The following is a 17,548-nucleotide window of genomic DNA, read 5'->3' as shown; positions in this document are numbered from 1 at the left end:
CTGCATGGGCTCATTCCGCGGCGGCTTTGCCGTGTCCGTACCGCTGCTCGATATAGTCGCCGACCATCTTCTCGAAATCCTGCGCGATGGATGGACCGCGCAGCGTCGCCGCCTTCTTGCCGTCGATGAAGACGGGCGCCGTCGGCGTCTCGCCGGTGCCGGGCAGCGATATGCCGATATCTGCATGCTTGGATTCGCCGGGGCCGTTGACGATGCAGCCCATCACCGCGACCTTGAGGTTCTCGACACCCGGATATTTCTCGCGCCAGACCGGCATGTTCTTCCTGAGATCGGCCTGGATGTTCTGGGCAAGCTCCTGGAACACGGTCGACGTCGTGCGGCCGCAGCCGGGGCACGCCGCGACGATCGGCACGAACTGCCGGAAGCCCATCGTCTGCAGGAGTTCCTGCGACACCTGCACCTCGCGCGTGCGGTCGCCATTCGGCTCCGGCGTCAGCGAGATACGGATCGTGTCGCCGATACCCTGCTGCAGGAGGATGCCCATGGCGGCGGACGACGCGACGATGCCCTTGGTGCCCATGCCGGCCTCGGTCAGGCCAAGATGCAGCGCGTGGTTGGAGCGGGTGGCAAGCTCGGTATAGACCGCGATCAGGTCCTGCACGCCGCTGACCTTGGCCGACAGGATGATCTTGTCGCGGCCAAGCCCGATCTCTTCCGCCATCTCGGCCGACAGGATCGCCGACTGAACGATCGCCTCGCGCGTGACTTCCTGCGCCGTCAGTGGAAAACCCTGGGCTTGGTTGTCGTCCATCAGCCGGGTCAGCAGTTCCTGGTCGAGCGAGCCCCAGTTGACGCCGATGCGCACAGGCTTGTCGTGCTTGATCGCCATTTCGACGATCGCGGCGAACTGGCGGTCCTTCTTTTCCTTGAAACCGACATTGCCGGGATTGATGCGGTACTTCGCCAGCACCTCGGCGCAGGCCGGGTGATCGGCGAGCAGCTTGTGTCCGATATAGTGGAAGTCGCCGACCAGCGGCACATCGACGCCGAGCCGCAACAGCCGCTCATGGATGCGCGGCACCGCCGCGGCGCTCTCGTCGCGGTCGACGGTGATGCGCACGATTTCCGAGCCGGCGCGATGCAGCGCCGCCACCTGGGCGACGGTCTGGTCGACATCGGCCGTGTCGGTATTGGTCATCGACTGCACAACGACAGGCGCGCCGCCGCCGACCATCACGCCGCCGACCGACACGCCGACCGACATGCGCCGCGGGAAAGGAGAAGAAAAATATCCGGTCATGCCGGCCGCCTTCATCTGGGAGTTCCGGGCATGAGGTGGCGGAGCAAAGATGGCTTGTCAATGGCAAGCGTCAGGCAAGGTCGGCAAATCGGCCGCGCTTGATCGCTCCCCATGCGGATCAGCGAAGCAAGCCGGGCCGCACGCTGCACGCCCAAACGGTCTGCTGATGTCAGTGTAAAACACCGTGCCGGTGGCATTTCCTGCCACCGGAGGGATCACCGCGGCGGGTGCGGCGACGTTTACTCAGAGGAGCTTCAGTGTGTCGTCGGGCTTCCCTTCAGCTTTTCAATCTCGTCCTTGATTGCCAGCTTGCGTCGCTTGAGATTCACGATTTCGAGGTCGTCGACCGATGGATGGTTCATCGCATCGGTGATCTCACGCTCGATGTCACCGTGTTTCCGCTGCAACTCATCAAGATGGGACGCAAGAGACATGATTGGTTCTCCCTTTCATGGTTTCCTCGATTGCAGCCGTCGCAGGCGCATCCACCGCAGGTTGCGACTGTGACGGCACAATGACAGTTTGCCACCAACCGATCTCGATGTCGAATGCCACGTGGTAGCATTCCACGACTAAGTGAAATGTGATAAGGGCTGCGCGCCGGTCACAAACAGACAAGCCCGACCGGCCCCGCCCAGACAGCCCGATTGGGCGATACATACGCTAAACGGTAGATAATGTCCGAACAGGAACAGGCTGAAATACGCCTCGAATTTTCCCGGCTCAAACAGGAACACGCCGATTTCGACGCCGCCATCAACGCGATGATCGCCACGGGCTGCGACCCGCTTCAGATCCAGCGCATGAAGAAGAAGAAGCTGATGCTGAAAGACCGGCTGTCGGCGCTGGAAGACCGCATCATTCCCGACATCATCGCCTGAGCGGATCGTTTAATGCATGTCGCCCAAAAGTGCGCAGCGGTTTTGGGAAGACGACATGCATCAAAACAAAGATTTTATGCGCGTCGCCTGAATCCGTTTCGACGCGACGCGCTTTAGAGTCTTTGTTTTTGCGCAATTCCGGACGGAAAACCGGAACGCACTCTTCCTGGAATTGCTCTAACCGCCCCTCTCCGTCACGAGATCGAAAGCCGCGCCGCGCGCTCGCGCAGCACGGTAAGAAGTTCGCCGGTCCGTTCCTCGGACGTGTCGATCGGCACCACCAGGCACATCGTCGCCTCGACCTTGCCGGGAGCCGAGAAGACGGGCGCCGCAAGGCACTTGGTATAGGCATCGACCAGGCCTGACGTGACGCAATAGCCGGCGACGCGCGCCCGCGCGATGTCGTCGATGAAGTCGTCGAGCACGAGCTTGCGGCCATCCGGCAGCACGAGGTCGTCTTGCGTGACCATCGCTTCGATCCGGCCACGATCGAGGCCAGCAAGCAGCAGCCGGCCCGACGCGGTCCAGGGCAGCGGGATCTGCAGGCCGGTGGCCGAGCTGATGCGGAACGGCCTGGTGCCCGGGCTGGAATGGACAATCGTGTAGCGGCCGCTCTGCAGCATGCAGAGCTCCGAGGTCTCGCCGGTCTCGCGCGACAGCGTGTCGACCTCCTGGCGGCCGCGCCTGAGCAGATCGTTGCCGCGCATATAGGCCATTCCATAGAGATAGAGCTTCTTGCCGAAATAGACGCGGTTGCCGTCGCCGGCCATTTCAAGCAACCCGGCTTCGACCAGCTCGCGCACCAGCGTGTAGGTCGTCGAGCGCGGCGCGTTGAGCCCCTTGGCCAGCTCGCCGATGCCGATCGCGCGCTGGTTGGCATGCAGGAACTCCAGCATGTTCAAGACCCTGTTGAGGCCCTTCTCGCGCGAGCCCGCCGGCCGCTCTTCACCGGCGCCCTCGGTCGGCCACGCGCTCAGCGTTTCACTATCTTGCATTGCTGATTCCTGATGCTAGTATCTGTCTTGTACAGGATACACGCGTCTCTTGTAAGAGACAATCGCCATTGCGATGCGTATCTCTGCTGCATTGGGGAACAAACCATCAAAGGAGGTCGCTGTGAACGACACATCCGGCAGACGTGATTTTCTGAAACTGGGAATGGCAGGCCTGGCCACCGCCGGCGCGCTGACCGCAATCAGCGCCGAGAAGGCGGCGGCGCAAGCCGCGTCCGACAGCGTGCTGCGCACCGCGCTCGATCGCGGCAAGCTGATCGTCGGCACCGGCAGCACCAATGCGCCGTGGCATTTCGAGAACGATGCCGGCGAGCTGGTCGGCATGGACATAACCATGGGCCGCATCCTCGCCAAGGGCCTTTTCGACGACCCGACCAAAGTCGAGTTCGTCCCCCAGGATCCGGCGCAGCGCATCCCGAACGTCACGACCAACAAGGTCGACATCACCATCCAGTTCATGACTATGACGGCGCAGCGCTCGCAGCTGATCCACTTCTCGCGGCCCTACTATGTGGAGGGCGTCGCGCTGCTGACCCTGCCCGGTTCCGAGAACAAGACTTTCGACAAGTTGTTGGCGAACGGCGCCAATACGCGCATCTCGATCCTGCAGAATGTCGATGCCGAGAGCTCGGTCCATTTCGCCTTGCCGCAGGCGCAGGTCTTGCAGATCGACACTCAGGCCAACGTCCTGCAGGCGTTGGAATCCAAGCGCGCCGACGCCGCCGCGGTCGACCTTTCCACCGTGCGCTGGCTCGCCTCGCGCAACCCGGACAAATATTTCGACGCCGGCAAGAGCTGGTACTCGATGCTTTACGGCGCGGCCGTCAGGCAGGGCGACCTCGACTGGCTGACCTTCGTCAACCAGACCTTCACCATCGCCATGTTCGGCCACGAGACGGCGCTCTACGATGCCGCCTTCAAGGAATATTTCGGCCAGGAGCCGCCGCCGCGCCACCCGGGCTTCCCGGTCATCTGACCAGGCCATACGACTAAGCCGGCGGAAGGGCGCGGCAAACGCTCTTCCGCCTGTTTTTCCTCGACACCGGCTCGCGGACGGCGAATCCTTGAATCGTCACCGCGGGCCATTGAGACGGAAGCATGGGCTATACGCTCAATTTCAACCTGATCTGGCGGCATTTCGACAAGCTGTGGGGCGGGCTCTTGCTCAGCCTCGAGCTTGCCGTCATCTCGATCGCCATCGGCATCGTCATCGGCCTGGTGCTGGCCGTCTGGTATGTCTCGGCCGGGCGCGTGGTGCGCGGCATCATCGCGGCTTATGTCGAATTCATCCGCAACGTGCCGTTGATCCTCCTGGTCTATCTGGTCTTCTACGGCCTGCCGACGGTCGTCGATATCGCCTACAGCGCGCAGACCTCTTTCGTCGCGACGCTCGCTCTCTATAGCGGCGCCTATCTGGTCGAAGTGTTCCGCTCCGGCCTGGAAGCCGTGCCGCGCGGCCAGCTCGACGCCGGCAAGGCGATCGGGCTGACGCCCTGGCAGCGGCTGCTCCATGTGCGCCTGCCGACGATGATGCGCATAACGCTGCCGGCGCTGTCGAACACCTTCATCTCGCTGTTCAAGGACACGTCCGTCGCTTCCGTCATCTCCGTGCCGGAGCTGACCTATGGCGCGCAGTGGATCAACTTCAACACCTTCCGCATCGTCGAGGTCTATCTCGTCGTGACGGCAATGTATCTGGTGACGGGCTACGCCTTGCTCTTCGCGCTGCGGCTGGTCGAGCGCTGGTACAGGACGGCACGCTAAGATGTTCGGTCAGATCACCTACGCCCTGCCGTTCCTCGCCCAAGGCTTCGCGCTCACGCTCTGGGTATCGCTCCTGGTCGTGGTGCTGTCGCTGATCGCCGGTGTCATCCTCGGCGTCGGCCTGGTCTATGGACCCGCGCCGGTGCGCTGGGCCGTGCGCATCTTCAGCGACACCATCCGCGGCATCCCGATCCTGGTGCTGATTTTCTTCGTCTATTACGGCCTGCCCGCGGTCGGCGTTCACCTGCAGTCCTTCTGGGCCGCGGTGCTGGCGCTGACCTTGTTCAAGACCGCCCAGGTCGTCGAATATCTGCGCGGTGCCGTCGGCTCCATTCCGAAAGGCCAGTCGGAAGCGGCGATGGCGATCGGCCTCACCTTCCGCCAGCGCCTCGCCTACGTCATCTTCCCGCAGGCTTTCCGCCGCTTCCTGCCGCCCTGGATCAACGGCGTCACCGATGCGGTCAAGGGCAGCGCGCTGGTCTCGCTGCTCGGCATCACCGACCTGATGCAGGCGATCAACCAGGTCATCGGCCGCACCTATGAGGCGATGCCGCTCTATATCCTTGGCGCCCTGATCTATTTCGCCGTCAACTATGCGCTTTCCTCCGCCAGCCGGCGGCTGGAACGGCGCTTCGCTTTCATCCGGGACTAAGCCGATGGCCACCAGCTCGAACAACAGCACCGCGCTTCTCGATATCGCCGAGGTCTCGAAGTCCTTCGGCCCGGTCAACGTGCTGCGCTCGGTCAGCCTGACGGTTGCGAAAGGCGAGGTGGTCACCGTCATCGGCCCGTCCGGCAGCGGCAAGACCACGCTGCTGCGCTGTGTCAACTTCCTCGAAAGCTATGACAGCGGCTCGATCCGTATCGACGGCAAGGAGGTCGGCTTCCGCGATGGCGGCACCCGCCAGCGGCGCAGCGAGCGCGACTTGGCCGCCATGCGCGCCGAGACCGGCATGGTGTTCCAGGGCTTCAACCTGTTCCCGCATCTGACGGCGGCCGGCAACATCATGCTCGGCCTGACCAAGGTGCGCGGCAAGAGCAGTGCGGAAGCGCGCTCGATCGCCGAACATTGGCTGGGCCGCGTCGGCCTCGCCCACAAGGCCGACAGCCTGCCCGCCGAATTGTCCGGCGGCCAGCAGCAGCGCGTCGGCATTGCCCGCGCCGTCGCCATGGAACCGAAAATCCTGCTGCTCGACGAGATCACCTCGGCGCTCGACCCGGAGCTTGTCGGCGAGGTGCTGGCCGTGGTGCGGAGCCTCGCCGAGGACGGCATGACCATGGTGATGGTGACGCACGAGATGGCCTTCGCCCGCGATGCCTCGAGCCGCATCGTCTTCATGGCCGATGGCGGCGTCTCGGCCGTCGGACCGCCGAAGGAGGTCCTTGCCACGGAGACGACCAATGAGCGGCTGCGCACATTCCTGGCGCGCTTCCGCGCCTCGCATTTTTGAACGCGGATGGCCTCGGCCATCCAAGGAGTACCTTTCTCATGTCGCCTTACAAACGGCTCGCCGAACTCGGCCTGACGCTGCCCGAGCCGCCGACGCCCATCGCCAACTTCGTCACCCATGCCGAAAGCGGCCGGCTGATCTTTCTCTCCGGTCAGGGGCCGTTGCGCGCCGACGGCACGCTTTGCACCGGCAAAGTCGGCGACGACGTGACCGTCGAGCAGGCCTATGAGCATGCCCGCCTCACCGGCCTCAATCTGCTCGCCGTCATGCATGCGGCGGCCGGCGATCTCGGCCGCATCGTGCGTGTGGTAAAACTGCTCGGCTTCGTCAACGCGACCCCGACCTTCAGCGACCACCCCAGGGTGGTCAATGGCTGCTCCGACCTCTTCGCCGATGTGTTCGACAAGATCGGCGGCCATGCCCGCTCGGCAATCGGCGTCGGCTCGCTGCCGCGAAACATCACTGTCGAAATTGAAGCGGTCGTCGAGATCGCGGCCTGACCAAATGGAACCCACTCAAATGAAAACCTATTCCGACATCGGCTCCAACACCACGATCCGCGAGCGTCTGGGGCTGAGGCCCATCATCAACGTCTCGGGCACGATGACGACGCTGGGCGCCTCGATCATCGTTCCCGAGGCGATCAGCGCCATGGCCGAGATCGCCTCGCAATGGGTGGAGATGGACGATCTGCAGCGTGCCGCAAGCGCGGTCGTCGCGCGCCTTACCGGCGGCGAGGCCGGCTTCATCACCGCCTGCTGCGCCTCAGGCATCACCATGGCGATCGCCGGCGCGATGACCGGCAACAATCTGCTGGCGATCGAACGCCTGCCGGACGACACCGAAGGCCTGAAGTCGGAGGTCGTCATCCAGCTCGGCCATATCGTCAATTACGGCGCGCCCATCGACCAGTCGATCCGCGTCGCCGGCGCCAAGGTCATTCCGGCGGGCACCGTCAGCGTGACGCAGGATTATCATGTGCGCGAAGCGATCAACGAGCGCACGGCGGCGGCGCTTTACGTCGTCGCCCACCACACCGTGCAATACGGCATGCTCTCGCTGGAGGAGTTCTGCGAGATCTGCCACGCCAAGGGCGTGCCGGTGATCGTCGACGCGGCCTCGGAATATGATCTGCGCAGCTTCCTGGCGCGCGGCGCCGACATCGTCGTCTACAGCGGCCACAAATTCCTCAGCGGCCCGACCAGCGGCATCGTCACCGGACGCAAGGACCTGGTGCGCGCCGCCTATCTGCAGAACCGCGGCGTGGCGCGGGCCATGAAGGTCGGCAAGGAAAGCATCGCCGGCACAATGGCGGCGCTCGACGCCTGGGAGAAGCGCGACCATGCCGGCATCCGCCGCCGCGAGGAAGCGGCGCTCAATCTGTGGAAGGACGCGCTGCAGGACATTCCCGGCATCGGCGCTGAGATCATCCCGGATCCGACCAACAATCCGCTCGACCGCCTGCAGGTCTTCGTGCGGCCGGAAAGCCGCTTCACCGCCGCCGGGCTTGCCTCGGCTTTAGCCGCCGGCTCACCGCCGGTCATCGTGCGCAACCACGAGGTCGAGCGCGGCCACTTCTTCCTCGACCCTTGCAATCTGCATCCCGGCGAGGTCGAAATCGTCGCCGAGCAGATGCGCGCCGTGCTGACCGCGAAGGAGCGCCCGGCCGACGCGATGAAAATCGCCCGCAAGGAATCGTCGGGCGCGTTACGCTGGCCGGACTAGCTGGCAGTCCCGGCGTTGCGCCGCAGCCGCGACATCCTTGCGGCTGCCGGCGAATTCCGCTAAGGCGCGCCTTTGCCGCCGGGGAGCGAAACCTTGACCGATCAGCGTGCCGACGTCGCCATCATCATGGGCAGCCAGTCCGACTGGGCGACAATGCGCCAGGCGGCGGAAACGCTGGAGGCGCTGGGCATCCCGCACAAAAGGCTGATCGTCTCCGCGCACCGCACGCCCGACCGCCTCTATGAATTCGCCAAGGGTGCCAAGGCGGCCGGCTTCAAGGTCATCATCGCCGGCGCCGGCGGGGCGGCGCATCTGCCCGGCATGACGGCGGCAATGACCCCTCTCCCGGTCTTCGGCGTTCCGGTCGAATCCAAGGCGCTGTCGGGCCAGGACTCGCTGCTGTCCATCGTGCAGATGCCGGCCGGCATCCCGGTCGGCACGCTGGCCATCGGCAAGGCGGGTGCGGCCAACGCGGCACTTCTCGCGGCCGCCGTTCTGGCGCTCAACGACGACAAGCTCGCCGCCCGGCTCGACGCCTGGCGCTCGGCCCAGACCGCCAAGGTCGCCACCGAGCCGACGGACGCGCCGTGAGCCTGGCCCCCGGATCGACCATCGGCATCATCGGCGGCGGCCAGCTTGGCCGCATGCTGGCGATGGCCGCCGCCCGCCTCGGCTATCGCATCGTCGTGTTGGAACCCCAGGCCGACTGCCCGGCCGCTCAGGTCGCCAACCGGCAGATCATTGCCGCCTATGACGATCCGGCAGCGCTCGCCGAATTGGCTGCCGCCAGCGCCGCCGTCACCTACGAATTCGAAAATGTCCCTGTCGCCGCTGCTGAAGCGCTCGCGGCGACGGTTCCGGTCTATCCGCCGGCCCGCGCGCTCGAAGTCGCGCAGGATCGCGTCACCGAGAAGAGCTTCCTGAGCGGCATCGGCATCCCAACGGCCGAATTCTGCCCGGTCGACAATGACGACCAGCTGACCGAGGCGTTGAAGAAGTTCGACGGCAGCGGCGTCTTGAAAACCCGCCGCATGGGCTATGACGGCAAGGGCCAGCGTGTCTTCCGCAACATGGAGACGGCTGGCTTTGCCGGGGTCTGCGAGGCGATGGGCAATGTGCCGCTGATCCTGGAATCGCTCGTCGCTTTCGAGCGCGAGATTTCGGTGATTGCCGCGCGTGGTCTCGACGGAACTATCGCCGCCTTCGATCCGGCCGAGAATGTGCATCGCGAAGGCATATTGCGCAGCTCCACCTCGCCGGCGGCCATCCGCCCACAAACGGCTGACGCCGCCAAGGATGCGGCCTCGAAAATCCTTTCCGCGCTCGACTATGTCGGCGTCATCGGCGTCGAGTTCTTCGTCCTCGCCGACGGCTCGCTTCTGGCCAACGAGCTGGCGCCGCGGGTGCACAATTCCGGCCATTGGACCGAGGCCGCCTGCATCGTCTCACAGTTCGAGCAGCATATCCGCGCCGTCGCCGGCCTGCCGCTGGGCTCCGCTGCCCGGCATTTCGACTGCGTGATGGAAAACCTGATCGGCGACGACATGCTGAAAGTGCCGACGCTGCTGGCCGAGCCCGACCTGATGCTGCATCTCTACGGCAAGGCCGAGTCGCGCCCCGGCCGCAAGATGGGCCATTTCACGCGCCTCATCCGGGCGCGATAAGCTTCGCTTACTGCAAATCCTGGTCTCCGTCCCCGTCCGGGCTGGCGCAGCTCGGATCGCCTAACTTACAGTTGGCGTCGGAGGCGATCTGCTTTGTGCGCTCGGTGGTAAGCCGCGTCAGGCACTGCGACACCTCCATCGGATGGATGGAGCCGCCTTCGCTGTCGGCGGTCGAATAGGCGCATTCGGCGTCGCGGAAAGCGATCCAGGCGCGCTGCGCCATCTGCAAGAGCTTGTTCGAGGCCTGATCGTTGCGGCTGATGAGGTCCTTATAGGCGGCGTTGAGCTTGGCGTCGGCCGCCTGATAGTCGGCATCGGCGCAGATGTTCATCATCGACTGGCTGTCGTCATTGCGGTCGCAATCCTCGGCAAAGGCTGCCGGAGCGGTCGCCAGAAGGACAAGGCAGGCGGATAGAAAGAGGCGGCGCATGGGGATCTCCAGTCGCTTGGGCGTGGATTCACCATCCTAGCCGCCCCACCATTCCAGTCGCCTTTGAGTCGCGCAATGCCGTGCCAGGTGGATGGCGAATATTTGATATGCCGCGCCACTTGTGGCATTCGGGCATGCGCATGTGGTTGACAGGGGCAAGGCTCCTCGTTTATGAGCCACGCAAGTTCAAAGGCGCGCTTTTCCGGGCGCGCCTTTAAAAATTCGGCCCGGGACGGGCCCTGACCGAACAGGCAAGACCATGAAGATCAAGAATTCGCTCAAGGCGCTCAAGGCGCGTCACCGCGACAACCAGCTGGTTCGCCGCAAGGGACGCATCTACATCATCAACAAGACCGCTCCGCGCTACAAGGCGCGCCAGGGCTGAGCCTGCGCGCGGCTTAATGCATGTTTGCCCAAAAGCGCGCAGCGGTTTTGGGAGAACGACATGCTTAAAAAGCAAAGAAGCCGCGCCGCGCTGATGTCGATTGCCGGTTCGCCGGCCCTCTCACGCTAAAATCATTTGGACGATCCGCCGTCCGGGATTAGATTCCGGCGATGCGGATTCGTTTTGCTTGTCTCACCGCTCTTTTGCTGTCTGGGCCAGCTCTGCCTGCCTGGGCGGGGAATATGGCCACGCCGCCCGCGGCAACGCCTCCCGACGCCGGGCCGCCGCCGGCCATGACACCGCCGCCGGCAGCGCCAACCAAGCAGGGCCGTCTCGACCAACTCTTCACAGACTTGAAGCGCGAGCGCAACGAAAAGGCCGCCGAGCGCATCGCCGGCCGCATCTGGAACGAGTGGAACCAGTCCGGCAGCGCCTCGATCGACCTGATGATGCGATGGGCGCAGAAGGCGACGGAAGACCAGAAATTCGACGTCGCGCTCGATTTCCTCGACCAGGTCGTGACCTTGCAGCCCGACTATGCCGAAGGCTGGAACCGCCGCGCCACCGTCCATTTCCTGATGAAGAACTACGGGAAGTCGATGGCCGACATCGAGCGCACCCTGCAACTCGAACCACGCCATTTCGGCGCGCTCTCGGGCCTCGCCCAGATCATGACCGAGACCGGCCACAAGCAGTCGGCGCTGGAAGCCTGGCAAAAGGTGCTTACGATCTATCCGATGATGCGCAGCGCCCAGAACCAGGTCTCGACACTTTCGGAAGAACTTGCCGGCGAGGGTATTTGAGGGAGTAAGGGAATAGGGGAGTAAGGGAGTATGTTCTAGGTCATAGAACGGCACTCAGAAATGCTCCCCTACTCCCCTACTCCCCTACTCCCCTACTCCCCTACTCCCCTACTCCCCTACTCCCCTACTCCCCTACTCCCCTACTCCCCTACTCCCCTACTCCCCTACTCCCCGCATGAACCTCATCTGCGCCGCCTTCCTCTTCCTCATCGCGCTCCTCTTTGCCCTCGCCGGTGTCACTCGCGTCGGCGTCTGGTCGATCGAGCGACGCAGCCCGCCTGCCGGCGCGTTTGCCGAGATCGACGGCATGCGCATCCATTACGTCCATATCCCGGCGTCTGCCGGCGCCGACCTGCCCCCGGTCGTCTTCATCCATGGCGCCAGCGCCAACCTCAAGGACCAGATGCTGCCGCTGAAGCCCTTGCTCGAAGGCCGCGCCGAGATGCTTTTTCTCGACCGTCCGGGCTTCGGCTGGTCGGAGCGCGGCGACAACGAAACCTTGGCAGCGCAGGCCGATACGATCGCTGCGCTGATGGACCGCCTCGGCATCGAAAAAGCCGTCATCGTCGCGCATTCCTTCGGCGGCGCGATCACCACGGCCTTCGCCCGCCAGCATCCGGAAAAGACGCTCGGCCTCGTCTTCGTCTCGCCTGCCACCCATCCCTGGCCGGGCGGCGCGACCGCCTGGTACTATAAGCTCACCGCCATGCCGGTCATCGGTTGGCTGTTTTCCGAAACGCTCGCCTATCCGGCCGGCATGCTGCAGATCGGCGATGCGACAGCCTGCGTCTTTTCGCCCAACAACCCGCCGGCCGACTATATCGGGAACGCCTCGATCCGGCTGGTTCTGAGGCCATCGGCCTTCCGCTCCAACGCCCGCGATGTCGCCCAGCTCTACGACTATGTCCGCGTCGCCTCGTCGAGTTACCGCGAGATCAAGGCGCCGACCGTCGTCATATCGGGCGACCGCGACAAGGTGGTCTACGCGACGATCCATTCCGTCGGCCTGGAGCGCGACATTCCCGGCGCCGAACTGATCTGGGTCCACAATCTCGGCCACAAGCCGGACTGGATCGCGCCCGACCTGGTGGTCGGCGCGATCGAGAAGGCGGCCGGCGCGCCGGTCGACCTGCAGGCGATGGCGAGAGTTGTGGAAAGCCGCATCGCCGGCGACGAGCAGGGCGCCGGCAAATGCCCCGAGCTCAAGGTGCCGGACGCCGAATTCGCGCCAGGCTGAGCGGGCCCTGCGACTTCGCTGGACGATTTAAGTGGGGCGCTGCGCCGCCCTTGAATGATTTTCGTATGGCGAATACAGCAGACCAGACCTAGCGACTAATGCGTATCCGACCCGACATAGGCAATCCGCAGCATGTTGGTCGACCCTGGCGTCCGTAGCGGCACGCCGGCGGTGATGATGACACGGTCGCCCGGTTTGCCGAAACCTTCGTCGAGCGCGATCCGGCAGGCCCGGTCGACCATGTCGTCGAGGTCGATGGCGTCTTCCGAAACCACGCAATGCGTGCCCCACAGCAACGACAACCGGCGCGCGGTGTTGAGGATCGGTGACAGCGCCACGATCGGCACCTGCGGGCGCTCGCGCGCGGCACGGAGCCCGGTGGTGCCGGAAGCGGTGTAGGTGATGATCGCCGACAGCTTCAACGTCTCGGCGATCTCGCGCGCGGCGAGCGAAATCGCATCGGCGCCTGTCGCCTCCGGTTCCGAGCGCTGCGCGTTGATGATGCCGGCATAGGTCGGGTCGGTTTCGACCTTGGTGGCGATGCGGTTCATCATGGCGACCGCCTCGACCGGATAGGCGCCGGCCGCGGATTCGGCCGAAAGCATGATCGCGTCGGCTCCCTCGAACACGGCGATCGACACGTCGGAGACCTCGGCGCGGGTCGGCACAGGGGCAGTGATCATCGATTCCAGCATTTGCGTGGCGATCACCACCGGCTTGCCAGCGCGGCGAGCCGCGCGCGTGATCTGCTTCTGGATGCCGGGCACTGCTTCCAGCGGCATCTCGACGCCGAGATCGCCGCGGGCGACCATCAGCGCATCGGAGAGTTCGATGATCTCGCCCAAACGGGCGACCGCCTGCGGTTTTTCGATCTTGGCCATGATCAGCGCGCGCCCGCGTGCGATCTTGCGGGCCTCCGCCAGATCCTCCGGCCGCTGCACGAAGGACAGCGCCACCCAGTCGACGCCGGTGGCAAGCACCGCGTCCAGGTCGGCGCGGTCCTTCTCGGTCAGCGCACCGACCGGCAGGTCGGTGTCGGGCAGGCTGACGCCCTTCTTGTCCGAAATGCCGCTGCCGGCAACGACGGTGCAGGTGATCGACTTGCCGTCGCTCTTCAGCGCCTTCAGCTCAAGCTTGCCGTCGTCGATCAAAAGACGATGACCGGCCTCGACCGAGCTCAGGATTTCCGGATGCGGCAGATAAACCCGCTTCGACGTGCCAGGCTCCGGATTGTCGTCGAGCGTGAAGCTTTGCCCTGGCGTCAGCGCTTCCTTGACATTGGCGAATTTGCCCACCCTGAGCTTCGGCCCCTGCAGGTCGGCGAGGATGCCGATCGGCCTGCCGACTGCCGCCTCGACGGCTCGGATGCGGCCGACCAGCGTGCGCATCAGCTCGTGATCGGTATGGCTCATATTGATGCGGAAGACATCGGCACCGGCTTCGAAGAGCTTTCTCAGCATTTCCTCGGAGGAGGACGCTGGACCGATCGTGGCGAGGATCTTGACCTTGCGGTTACGTCTCATTGACTGTTCGTTCCCGGAGCGGGGGCCGCTGGTGCGCCTCCCGTTGCGGGCTCGTCGGTCAGCTGGACCATCCAGCTAGCCTGCTCGCCCGTGTCATATTCCTGAAATCCGGCGCGCTGAAAGCCCCGGGCGACGCAATCATTCACGCCGGCAATCTTGAACTCTTTTTCGGCGACGCACATGTTGGTCGGGCCATCCCATCGCCCGCCGCGTTCGGCGTCTTCTGCATAAAGATAGTAAAACCTTGATGACAGCGGACCCTCGATCAGCGTCTTGCAGGTCGATCCTTCGATGTGCCACCAGCCCTCGGTGATCCAGCCGGCCTTGGCGCGATAGCCGATGCCGACGCCCACCAGATTTTGCGTTGCGTTGCAAACGCGGAAGTCGGCCCGGGCCGGGGAGGTCGCGCCAATCGCGCATAATCCCGCGCCGACGATGAGCAACGGCATGGCCAGGCGCTTGCGCAACCGACCGCCAAAACCCATCGCAGATCCCCTTGCGAACCACATTTGCATCTCTCGAAGCCCTTTTCAGCAAACTCCGGTCGCATGTCAACGCGCCGTTTTGTTCAATTCCAATCGATTTAGAAGGGCCCGTCGCGCAAGTTCTCCTCCAATCGGGGATTTTTTGCGGAAACCTTGGCCAAACAACGGCATTGCGCGAGCGTCCTCTTCGTGGAATGACGATACCACATCAAGGCCGCCACCCCCTTTTCAGCTGATGACCCGATCCACAGTTTTCACGCCATTCGACATTGTCGAGGGCGACCGCAAGAAAGGCGTCGTGCTTCTCGCCGACCACGCCCGCCGCGATCTCCCCGAGGAATATGGCAGTCTCGGTTTGCCGGCGTCCGAATTCGACCGCCATATCGCCTATGACATCGGCGTCGAGACGGTGACGCGCGAGCTCGCGGCGGCGCTCGACGTGCCGGCCGTGCTCGCCGGCTTCTCGCGGCTGCTGATCGACCCCAACCGGGGCGAGGACGACCCTACCATGATCCGTCAGCTCTATGACGGCACCGTGGTGCCGGGAAACTATCCGATTGCCCAGGAGGAACGCGAGAGGCGGCTCGACCGCTTCTACCGGCCCTACCATGACGCCGTCGGCGCAATGATCGCCTCCGTAGCCCATGCCTCGGGCAAGGCGCCGTTCATCTTCTCCGTGCACTCCTTCACGCCGGTGATGCAGAATTTTGTCCGCCCCTGGCATGTCGGCGTGCTGTGGGACCTCGACGACCGCGTGGCGCGGCCGCTGATCGATATGTTGGGGCAGGACAAGTCCCTCTTCGTCGGTGACAACGAACCCTATGACGGCGCGCTGCGCGGCGACACCATGTTCCGTCACGCCATCGTCAATGGCTACGCCCACGCGCTGATCGAGATCCGCCAGGACCTGATCGCCGACCGTGCCGGCGCCCTCGCCTGGGCCGAGCGGCTGGCGCCGATCGTTGACGCAATCGATCGCCGTGCCGATATACATGCCGTAAAAATGTTCGGCTCGCGCACCGGGCCGGCATGAAAGGCCGTCAGGCCTGGCATTTACGTGAAAAGGCCGCCAAGGCCGGGAGTTTCCCGAGATGACCGAACTCAGCGATGACCAGAAGCGCGACTTCGAGGCAGCCGCTTTCCGCCGGCTGGTGAAGCATCTGCGCGAACGCGGCGATGTCCAGAACATCGACCTGATGAACCTCGCCGGCTTCTGCCGCAACTGCCTGTCCAATTGGTACCGCGAAGCCGCCGACGCCGAAGGCGTGGCGCTGTCGAAGGACCAGTCGCGCGAGATCATCTACGGCATGCCTTATGCCGAATGGCAGGCATTGAACCAGACCGAAACGTCGGAGGCCAAGAAGGCCGAGTTCGAGGCAAGGCGCCCGAAGGAACACTAGTGATGCCGATCGCCAACGCGGCTTCGTCATCCACGGGCGGAGCAAGGAGCGAAGCGACGCGCGCAGACCCGAGGATGACGAACGGAGAGGCGTTTCCGCCAACGTCCAAAGCCGCAGAATGGGGCCTACCCTCGGTCGCCTCTTGGTCCAAGTACTTCCTTGGTGCGGTTCTTGACTAGAAATTGAATCGATCTAATTTGCCGCTCAAAAGCCAAAGCCATTGACGTAGCGGACTACAGAACCATGAGCGTGCAAACCACGATGCAGGCCGCGACGCGCGGCCGCTGGGCCATCGCCGGCATTTTCCTCGCCAATGGTTTTCTCACCGGCAGCTGGGCGCCGCAGATTCCGGTGTTCCTGACCCGGCTCGACATCACCAAATTCACGCTCGGCCTGCTGATCTTTCTGTTCGGCGTCGGCGCGGTCATGGCCATGACCTGGTGCGGCCATCTCATTTCCAGGCATGGTTCGCGCGCCGTGACCCGGCTGTTCGGCATCTGCGGCAGCTTCGGCCTGCTGATCGTGGCGCTCGCGCCCAACGTGCCCTTGGCGGCGATTGCAATGCTCATCTTCGGCGGCTCGATTGGCGGCATGGATGTTGCCATGAACTCCAATGCCGTCGTTGTGGAACGAAAGCTCTCGCGCGCGATCATGTCGTCCTCGCATGGCTTCTGGAGCCTTGGCGGTTTCGCCGGCGGCGCGCTCGGCGGCTACTCGATCCAGAATTACGGCTATCTTCCCCATGCCGTCGCGGTGACGGCGATCGCCTTTGCCGTCATCGCCTTTGCCATTCGCCATCTCGTCGCCGAGGACAGGCCGCAGGCCGTCGAGCATCAGAAATTCACGCTGCCGCGGCATACGGCCGTCTACCTCGTTGGGCTGATGGCGCTGCTCACCATGATCTCCGAGGGCGCGGTGCTCGACTGGGCAGCGCTCTTCCTGCACCAGGAACTGGGCGCCGATCTCGCGGTCGCCGGCCTCGCCTATGCCGCCTTCTCCGGCGTCATGGCGCTGATGCGTTTCCTGGGCGATGGCGTGCGCAACCGCTTCAGCGCGGTGGCGACGCTGCGCGGCTCGGCGTTCGTCGCCGCCGCCGGCATGCTGGTGGCCGGCCTCTCGCCTTCGCCTTACCTTGCCATTGCCGCTTTCGCCTTCTGCGGCTTCGGCATTGCCAACATGGTGCCGATCCTGTTCTCGGCCGGCGGCAACCAGGAAGGCATGTCGTCCGGCACCGGCATGAGCGTCGTCACCACCATGGGCTATTCCGGCATATTGGTGGCCCCATCGGCGATCGGCTTCGTCGCCGAGCATTCGAGCTTCGGCCCGATCTTCATCGCGCTCTCCGGCCTGCTCGTCATCGTGCTCCTGATGGCCGGGCTCGCTCACCGGGCCGAGTTCGCCCCCGAGCCTGATGGACTTCAGGTCGGATCGACCTGAAATCATCCGGCTCTAATGCATGTCGCCCAGAAGTGTGCAGCGGTTCTGGGACAACGACATGCATCAAAACAAAGACTTAACAGGCTGCT

21 protein-coding genes are annotated in these 17,548 nt (G+C 64.2%); 15 read left to right on the top strand and 6 right to left on the bottom strand.

Annotation, left to right across the window (positions count from 1 at the left end; translation table 11 throughout):
* Positions 1-10: 10 nt before the first annotated feature.
* Both ispG and ACWGS9_RS15820 read right to left on the bottom strand, forming a co-directional pair.
* Positions 11-1,261 (bottom strand): flavodoxin-dependent (E)-4-hydroxy-3-methylbut-2-enyl-diphosphate synthase, encoded by a 1,251-nt coding sequence (ispG, locus tag ACWGS9_RS15825; RefSeq protein WP_454506138.1) that lies wholly within the window; start codon positions 1,259-1,261, stop codon positions 11-13.
* Positions 1,262-1,515: 254 nt separating this feature from the next.
* Positions 1,516-1,695, bottom strand: a complete 180-nt coding sequence (locus tag ACWGS9_RS15820; protein ID WP_320216734.1) for a YdcH family protein — start codon at positions 1,693-1,695, stop codon at positions 1,516-1,518.
* Positions 1,696-1,938: 243 nt separating this feature from the next.
* Between ACWGS9_RS15820 and ACWGS9_RS15815 the strand changes: the two genes are divergently transcribed.
* Complete coding sequence (locus ACWGS9_RS15815) at positions 1,939-2,142, top strand: YdcH family protein (RefSeq protein ID WP_320216735.1); 204 nt, start codon at positions 1,939-1,941, stop codon at positions 2,140-2,142.
* Positions 2,143-2,336: 194 nt separating this feature from the next.
* Here ACWGS9_RS15815 and ACWGS9_RS15810 read toward each other — a convergent pair whose 3' ends face one another.
* Positions 2,337-3,137, bottom strand: coding sequence for an IclR family transcriptional regulator (locus ACWGS9_RS15810; RefSeq protein ID WP_454506137.1), 801 nt, complete (start codon positions 3,135-3,137; stop codon positions 2,337-2,339).
* Between the two features lie 121 nt (positions 3,138-3,258).
* On the opposite strand from ACWGS9_RS15810, the gene ACWGS9_RS15805 reads away from it, so the two are divergent.
* The 8 genes from ACWGS9_RS15805 to ACWGS9_RS15770 all read left to right on the top strand — a co-directional run bounded on the left by ACWGS9_RS15805 (position 3,259) and on the right by ACWGS9_RS15770 (position 9,759).
* Positions 3,259-4,131, top strand: a complete 873-nt coding sequence (locus tag ACWGS9_RS15805; protein ID WP_454506136.1) for a transporter substrate-binding domain-containing protein — start codon at positions 3,259-3,261, stop codon at positions 4,129-4,131.
* Between the two features lie 122 nt (positions 4,132-4,253).
* Positions 4,254-4,919, top strand: a complete 666-nt coding sequence (locus ACWGS9_RS15800) for an amino acid ABC transporter permease (RefSeq protein WP_454506135.1) — start codon at positions 4,254-4,256, stop codon at positions 4,917-4,919.
* Position 4,920: 1 nt separating this feature from the next.
* Positions 4,921-5,571 carry an amino acid ABC transporter permease gene (locus ACWGS9_RS15795; RefSeq protein WP_454506134.1) on the top strand — a complete coding sequence of 217 codons (651 nt, stop codon included), beginning with the start codon at positions 4,921-4,923 and terminating at the stop codon, positions 5,569-5,571.
* Positions 5,572-5,575: 4 nt separating this feature from the next.
* Complete coding sequence (locus tag ACWGS9_RS15790; protein ID WP_454506133.1) at positions 5,576-6,370, top strand: amino acid ABC transporter ATP-binding protein; 795 nt, start codon at positions 5,576-5,578, stop codon at positions 6,368-6,370.
* 38 nt (positions 6,371-6,408) lie between these two features.
* The gene (locus tag ACWGS9_RS15785; RefSeq protein WP_454506132.1) at positions 6,409-6,870 is read left to right on the top strand and encodes a RidA family protein; all 462 of its coding nucleotides are present in this window, start codon (positions 6,409-6,411) and stop codon (positions 6,868-6,870) included.
* 19 nt (positions 6,871-6,889) lie between these two features.
* Positions 6,890-8,095 carry an aminotransferase class V-fold PLP-dependent enzyme gene (locus tag ACWGS9_RS15780; protein WP_454506131.1) on the top strand — a complete coding sequence of 402 codons (1,206 nt, stop codon included), beginning with the start codon at positions 6,890-6,892 and terminating at the stop codon, positions 8,093-8,095.
* A gap of 93 nt (positions 8,096-8,188) precedes the next feature.
* Entirely contained in the window at positions 8,189-8,686 is a 498-nt protein-coding gene (gene purE, locus ACWGS9_RS15775; protein ID WP_320216736.1) for a 5-(carboxyamino)imidazole ribonucleotide mutase, read from the top strand.
* Complete coding sequence (locus ACWGS9_RS15770) at positions 8,683-9,759, top strand: 5-(carboxyamino)imidazole ribonucleotide synthase (RefSeq protein WP_454506130.1); 1,077 nt, start codon at positions 8,683-8,685, stop codon at positions 9,757-9,759. Before purE ends, ACWGS9_RS15770 begins: the two co-directional genes overlap by 4 nt.
* Positions 9,760-9,766: 7 nt before the next feature.
* On the opposite strand, the gene ACWGS9_RS15765 is transcribed toward ACWGS9_RS15770, so the two are convergent.
* Complete coding sequence (locus tag ACWGS9_RS15765) at positions 9,767-10,189, bottom strand: lysozyme inhibitor LprI family protein (protein ID WP_454506129.1); 423 nt, start codon at positions 10,187-10,189, stop codon at positions 9,767-9,769.
* 259 nt (positions 10,190-10,448) lie between these two features.
* Here ACWGS9_RS15765 and ykgO point away from each other — a divergent pair, with 259 nt between their 5' ends.
* The 3 genes from ykgO to ACWGS9_RS15750 all read left to right on the top strand — a co-directional run bounded on the left by ykgO (position 10,449) and on the right by ACWGS9_RS15750 (position 12,614).
* Positions 10,449-10,574, top strand: a complete 126-nt coding sequence (ykgO, locus tag ACWGS9_RS15760; protein ID WP_006203764.1) for a type B 50S ribosomal protein L36 — start codon at positions 10,449-10,451, stop codon at positions 10,572-10,574.
* 170 nt (positions 10,575-10,744) lie between these two features.
* Entirely contained in the window at positions 10,745-11,377 is a 633-nt protein-coding gene (locus ACWGS9_RS15755; RefSeq protein WP_454506128.1) for a tetratricopeptide repeat protein, read from the top strand.
* A gap of 175 nt (positions 11,378-11,552) precedes the next feature.
* On the top strand, positions 11,553-12,614 hold the full coding sequence (locus tag ACWGS9_RS15750) for an alpha/beta fold hydrolase (protein WP_454506127.1): 1,062 nt from the start codon (positions 11,553-11,555) through the stop codon (positions 12,612-12,614).
* Positions 12,615-12,709: 95 nt separating this feature from the next.
* On the opposite strand, the gene pyk is transcribed toward ACWGS9_RS15750, so the two are convergent.
* Entirely contained in the window at positions 12,710-14,137 is a 1,428-nt protein-coding gene (gene pyk, locus ACWGS9_RS15745; RefSeq protein ID WP_454506126.1) for a pyruvate kinase, read from the bottom strand.
* Positions 14,134-14,622 (bottom strand): DUF1036 domain-containing protein, encoded by a 489-nt coding sequence (locus ACWGS9_RS15740; RefSeq protein ID WP_454506125.1) that lies wholly within the window; start codon positions 14,620-14,622, stop codon positions 14,134-14,136. Before ACWGS9_RS15740 ends, pyk begins: the two co-directional genes overlap by 4 nt.
* Before the next feature lie 235 nt (positions 14,623-14,857).
* Here ACWGS9_RS15740 and ACWGS9_RS15735 point away from each other — a divergent pair, with 235 nt between their 5' ends.
* The 3 genes from ACWGS9_RS15735 (at position 14,858) to ACWGS9_RS15725 (ending at position 17,459) form a co-directional block, all read left to right on the top strand.
* Entirely contained in the window at positions 14,858-15,655 is a 798-nt protein-coding gene (locus tag ACWGS9_RS15735; protein ID WP_454506124.1) for an N-formylglutamate amidohydrolase, read from the top strand.
* Between the two features lie 58 nt (positions 15,656-15,713).
* A complete protein-coding gene (locus ACWGS9_RS15730; RefSeq protein ID WP_454506123.1) occupies positions 15,714-16,022 on the top strand; it encodes a DUF1244 domain-containing protein in 309 nt (102 codons plus the stop codon).
* Positions 16,023-16,265: 243 nt separating this feature from the next.
* Positions 16,266-17,459 (top strand): MFS transporter, encoded by a 1,194-nt coding sequence (locus tag ACWGS9_RS15725; RefSeq protein WP_454506122.1) that lies wholly within the window; start codon positions 16,266-16,268, stop codon positions 17,457-17,459.
* Positions 17,460-17,548: the final 89 nt, after the last annotated feature.

It is taken from the genome of Mesorhizobium sp. Arg314 (assembly GCF_053714275.1).
This window is presented reverse-complemented; position numbering and strand designations above follow the sequence as displayed.

Bases quoted from the DNA above. Each gene is read 5' to 3' on its own strand.
- ACWGS9_RS15740 (WP_454506125.1), bottom strand. From the start codon at position 14,622: ATGGGTTTTGGCGGTCGGTTGCGCAAGCGCCTGGCCATGCCGTTGCTC.
- ACWGS9_RS15795 (WP_454506134.1), top strand. From the start codon at position 4,921: ATGTTCGGTCAGATCACCTACGCCCTGCCGTTCCTCGCCCAAGGCTTC.
- ykgO (WP_006203764.1), top strand. From the start codon at position 10,449: ATGAAGATCAAGAATTCGCTCAAGGCGCTCAAGGCGCGTCACCGCGAC.
- ACWGS9_RS15800 (WP_454506135.1), top strand. From the start codon at position 4,254: ATGGGCTATACGCTCAATTTCAACCTGATCTGGCGGCATTTCGACAAG.
- ACWGS9_RS15790 (WP_454506133.1), top strand. From the start codon at position 5,576: ATGGCCACCAGCTCGAACAACAGCACCGCGCTTCTCGATATCGCCGAG.
- ACWGS9_RS15815 (WP_320216735.1), top strand. From the start codon at position 1,939: ATGTCCGAACAGGAACAGGCTGAAATACGCCTCGAATTTTCCCGGCTC.
- ACWGS9_RS15735 (WP_454506124.1), top strand. From the start codon at position 14,858: ATGACCCGATCCACAGTTTTCACGCCATTCGACATTGTCGAGGGCGAC.
- ACWGS9_RS15765 (WP_454506129.1), bottom strand. From the start codon at position 10,189: ATGCGCCGCCTCTTTCTATCCGCCTGCCTTGTCCTTCTGGCGACCGCT.
- ACWGS9_RS15810 (WP_454506137.1), bottom strand. From the start codon at position 3,137: ATGCAAGATAGTGAAACGCTGAGCGCGTGGCCGACCGAGGGCGCCGGT.
- pyk (WP_454506126.1), bottom strand. From the start codon at position 14,137: ATGAGACGTAACCGCAAGGTCAAGATCCTCGCCACGATCGGTCCAGCG.
- ispG (WP_454506138.1), bottom strand. From the start codon at position 1,261: ATGACCGGATATTTTTCTTCTCCTTTCCCGCGGCGCATGTCGGTCGGC.
- ACWGS9_RS15755 (WP_454506128.1), top strand. From the start codon at position 10,745: ATGCGGATTCGTTTTGCTTGTCTCACCGCTCTTTTGCTGTCTGGGCCA.
- ACWGS9_RS15730 (WP_454506123.1), top strand. From the start codon at position 15,714: ATGACCGAACTCAGCGATGACCAGAAGCGCGACTTCGAGGCAGCCGCT.
- ACWGS9_RS15780 (WP_454506131.1), top strand. From the start codon at position 6,890: ATGAAAACCTATTCCGACATCGGCTCCAACACCACGATCCGCGAGCGT.
- ACWGS9_RS15750 (WP_454506127.1), top strand. From the start codon at position 11,553: ATGAACCTCATCTGCGCCGCCTTCCTCTTCCTCATCGCGCTCCTCTTT.
- ACWGS9_RS15820 (WP_320216734.1), bottom strand. From the start codon at position 1,695: ATGTCTCTTGCGTCCCATCTTGATGAGTTGCAGCGGAAACACGGTGAC.
- ACWGS9_RS15785 (WP_454506132.1), top strand. From the start codon at position 6,409: ATGTCGCCTTACAAACGGCTCGCCGAACTCGGCCTGACGCTGCCCGAG.
- ACWGS9_RS15725 (WP_454506122.1), top strand. From the start codon at position 16,266: ATGAGCGTGCAAACCACGATGCAGGCCGCGACGCGCGGCCGCTGGGCC.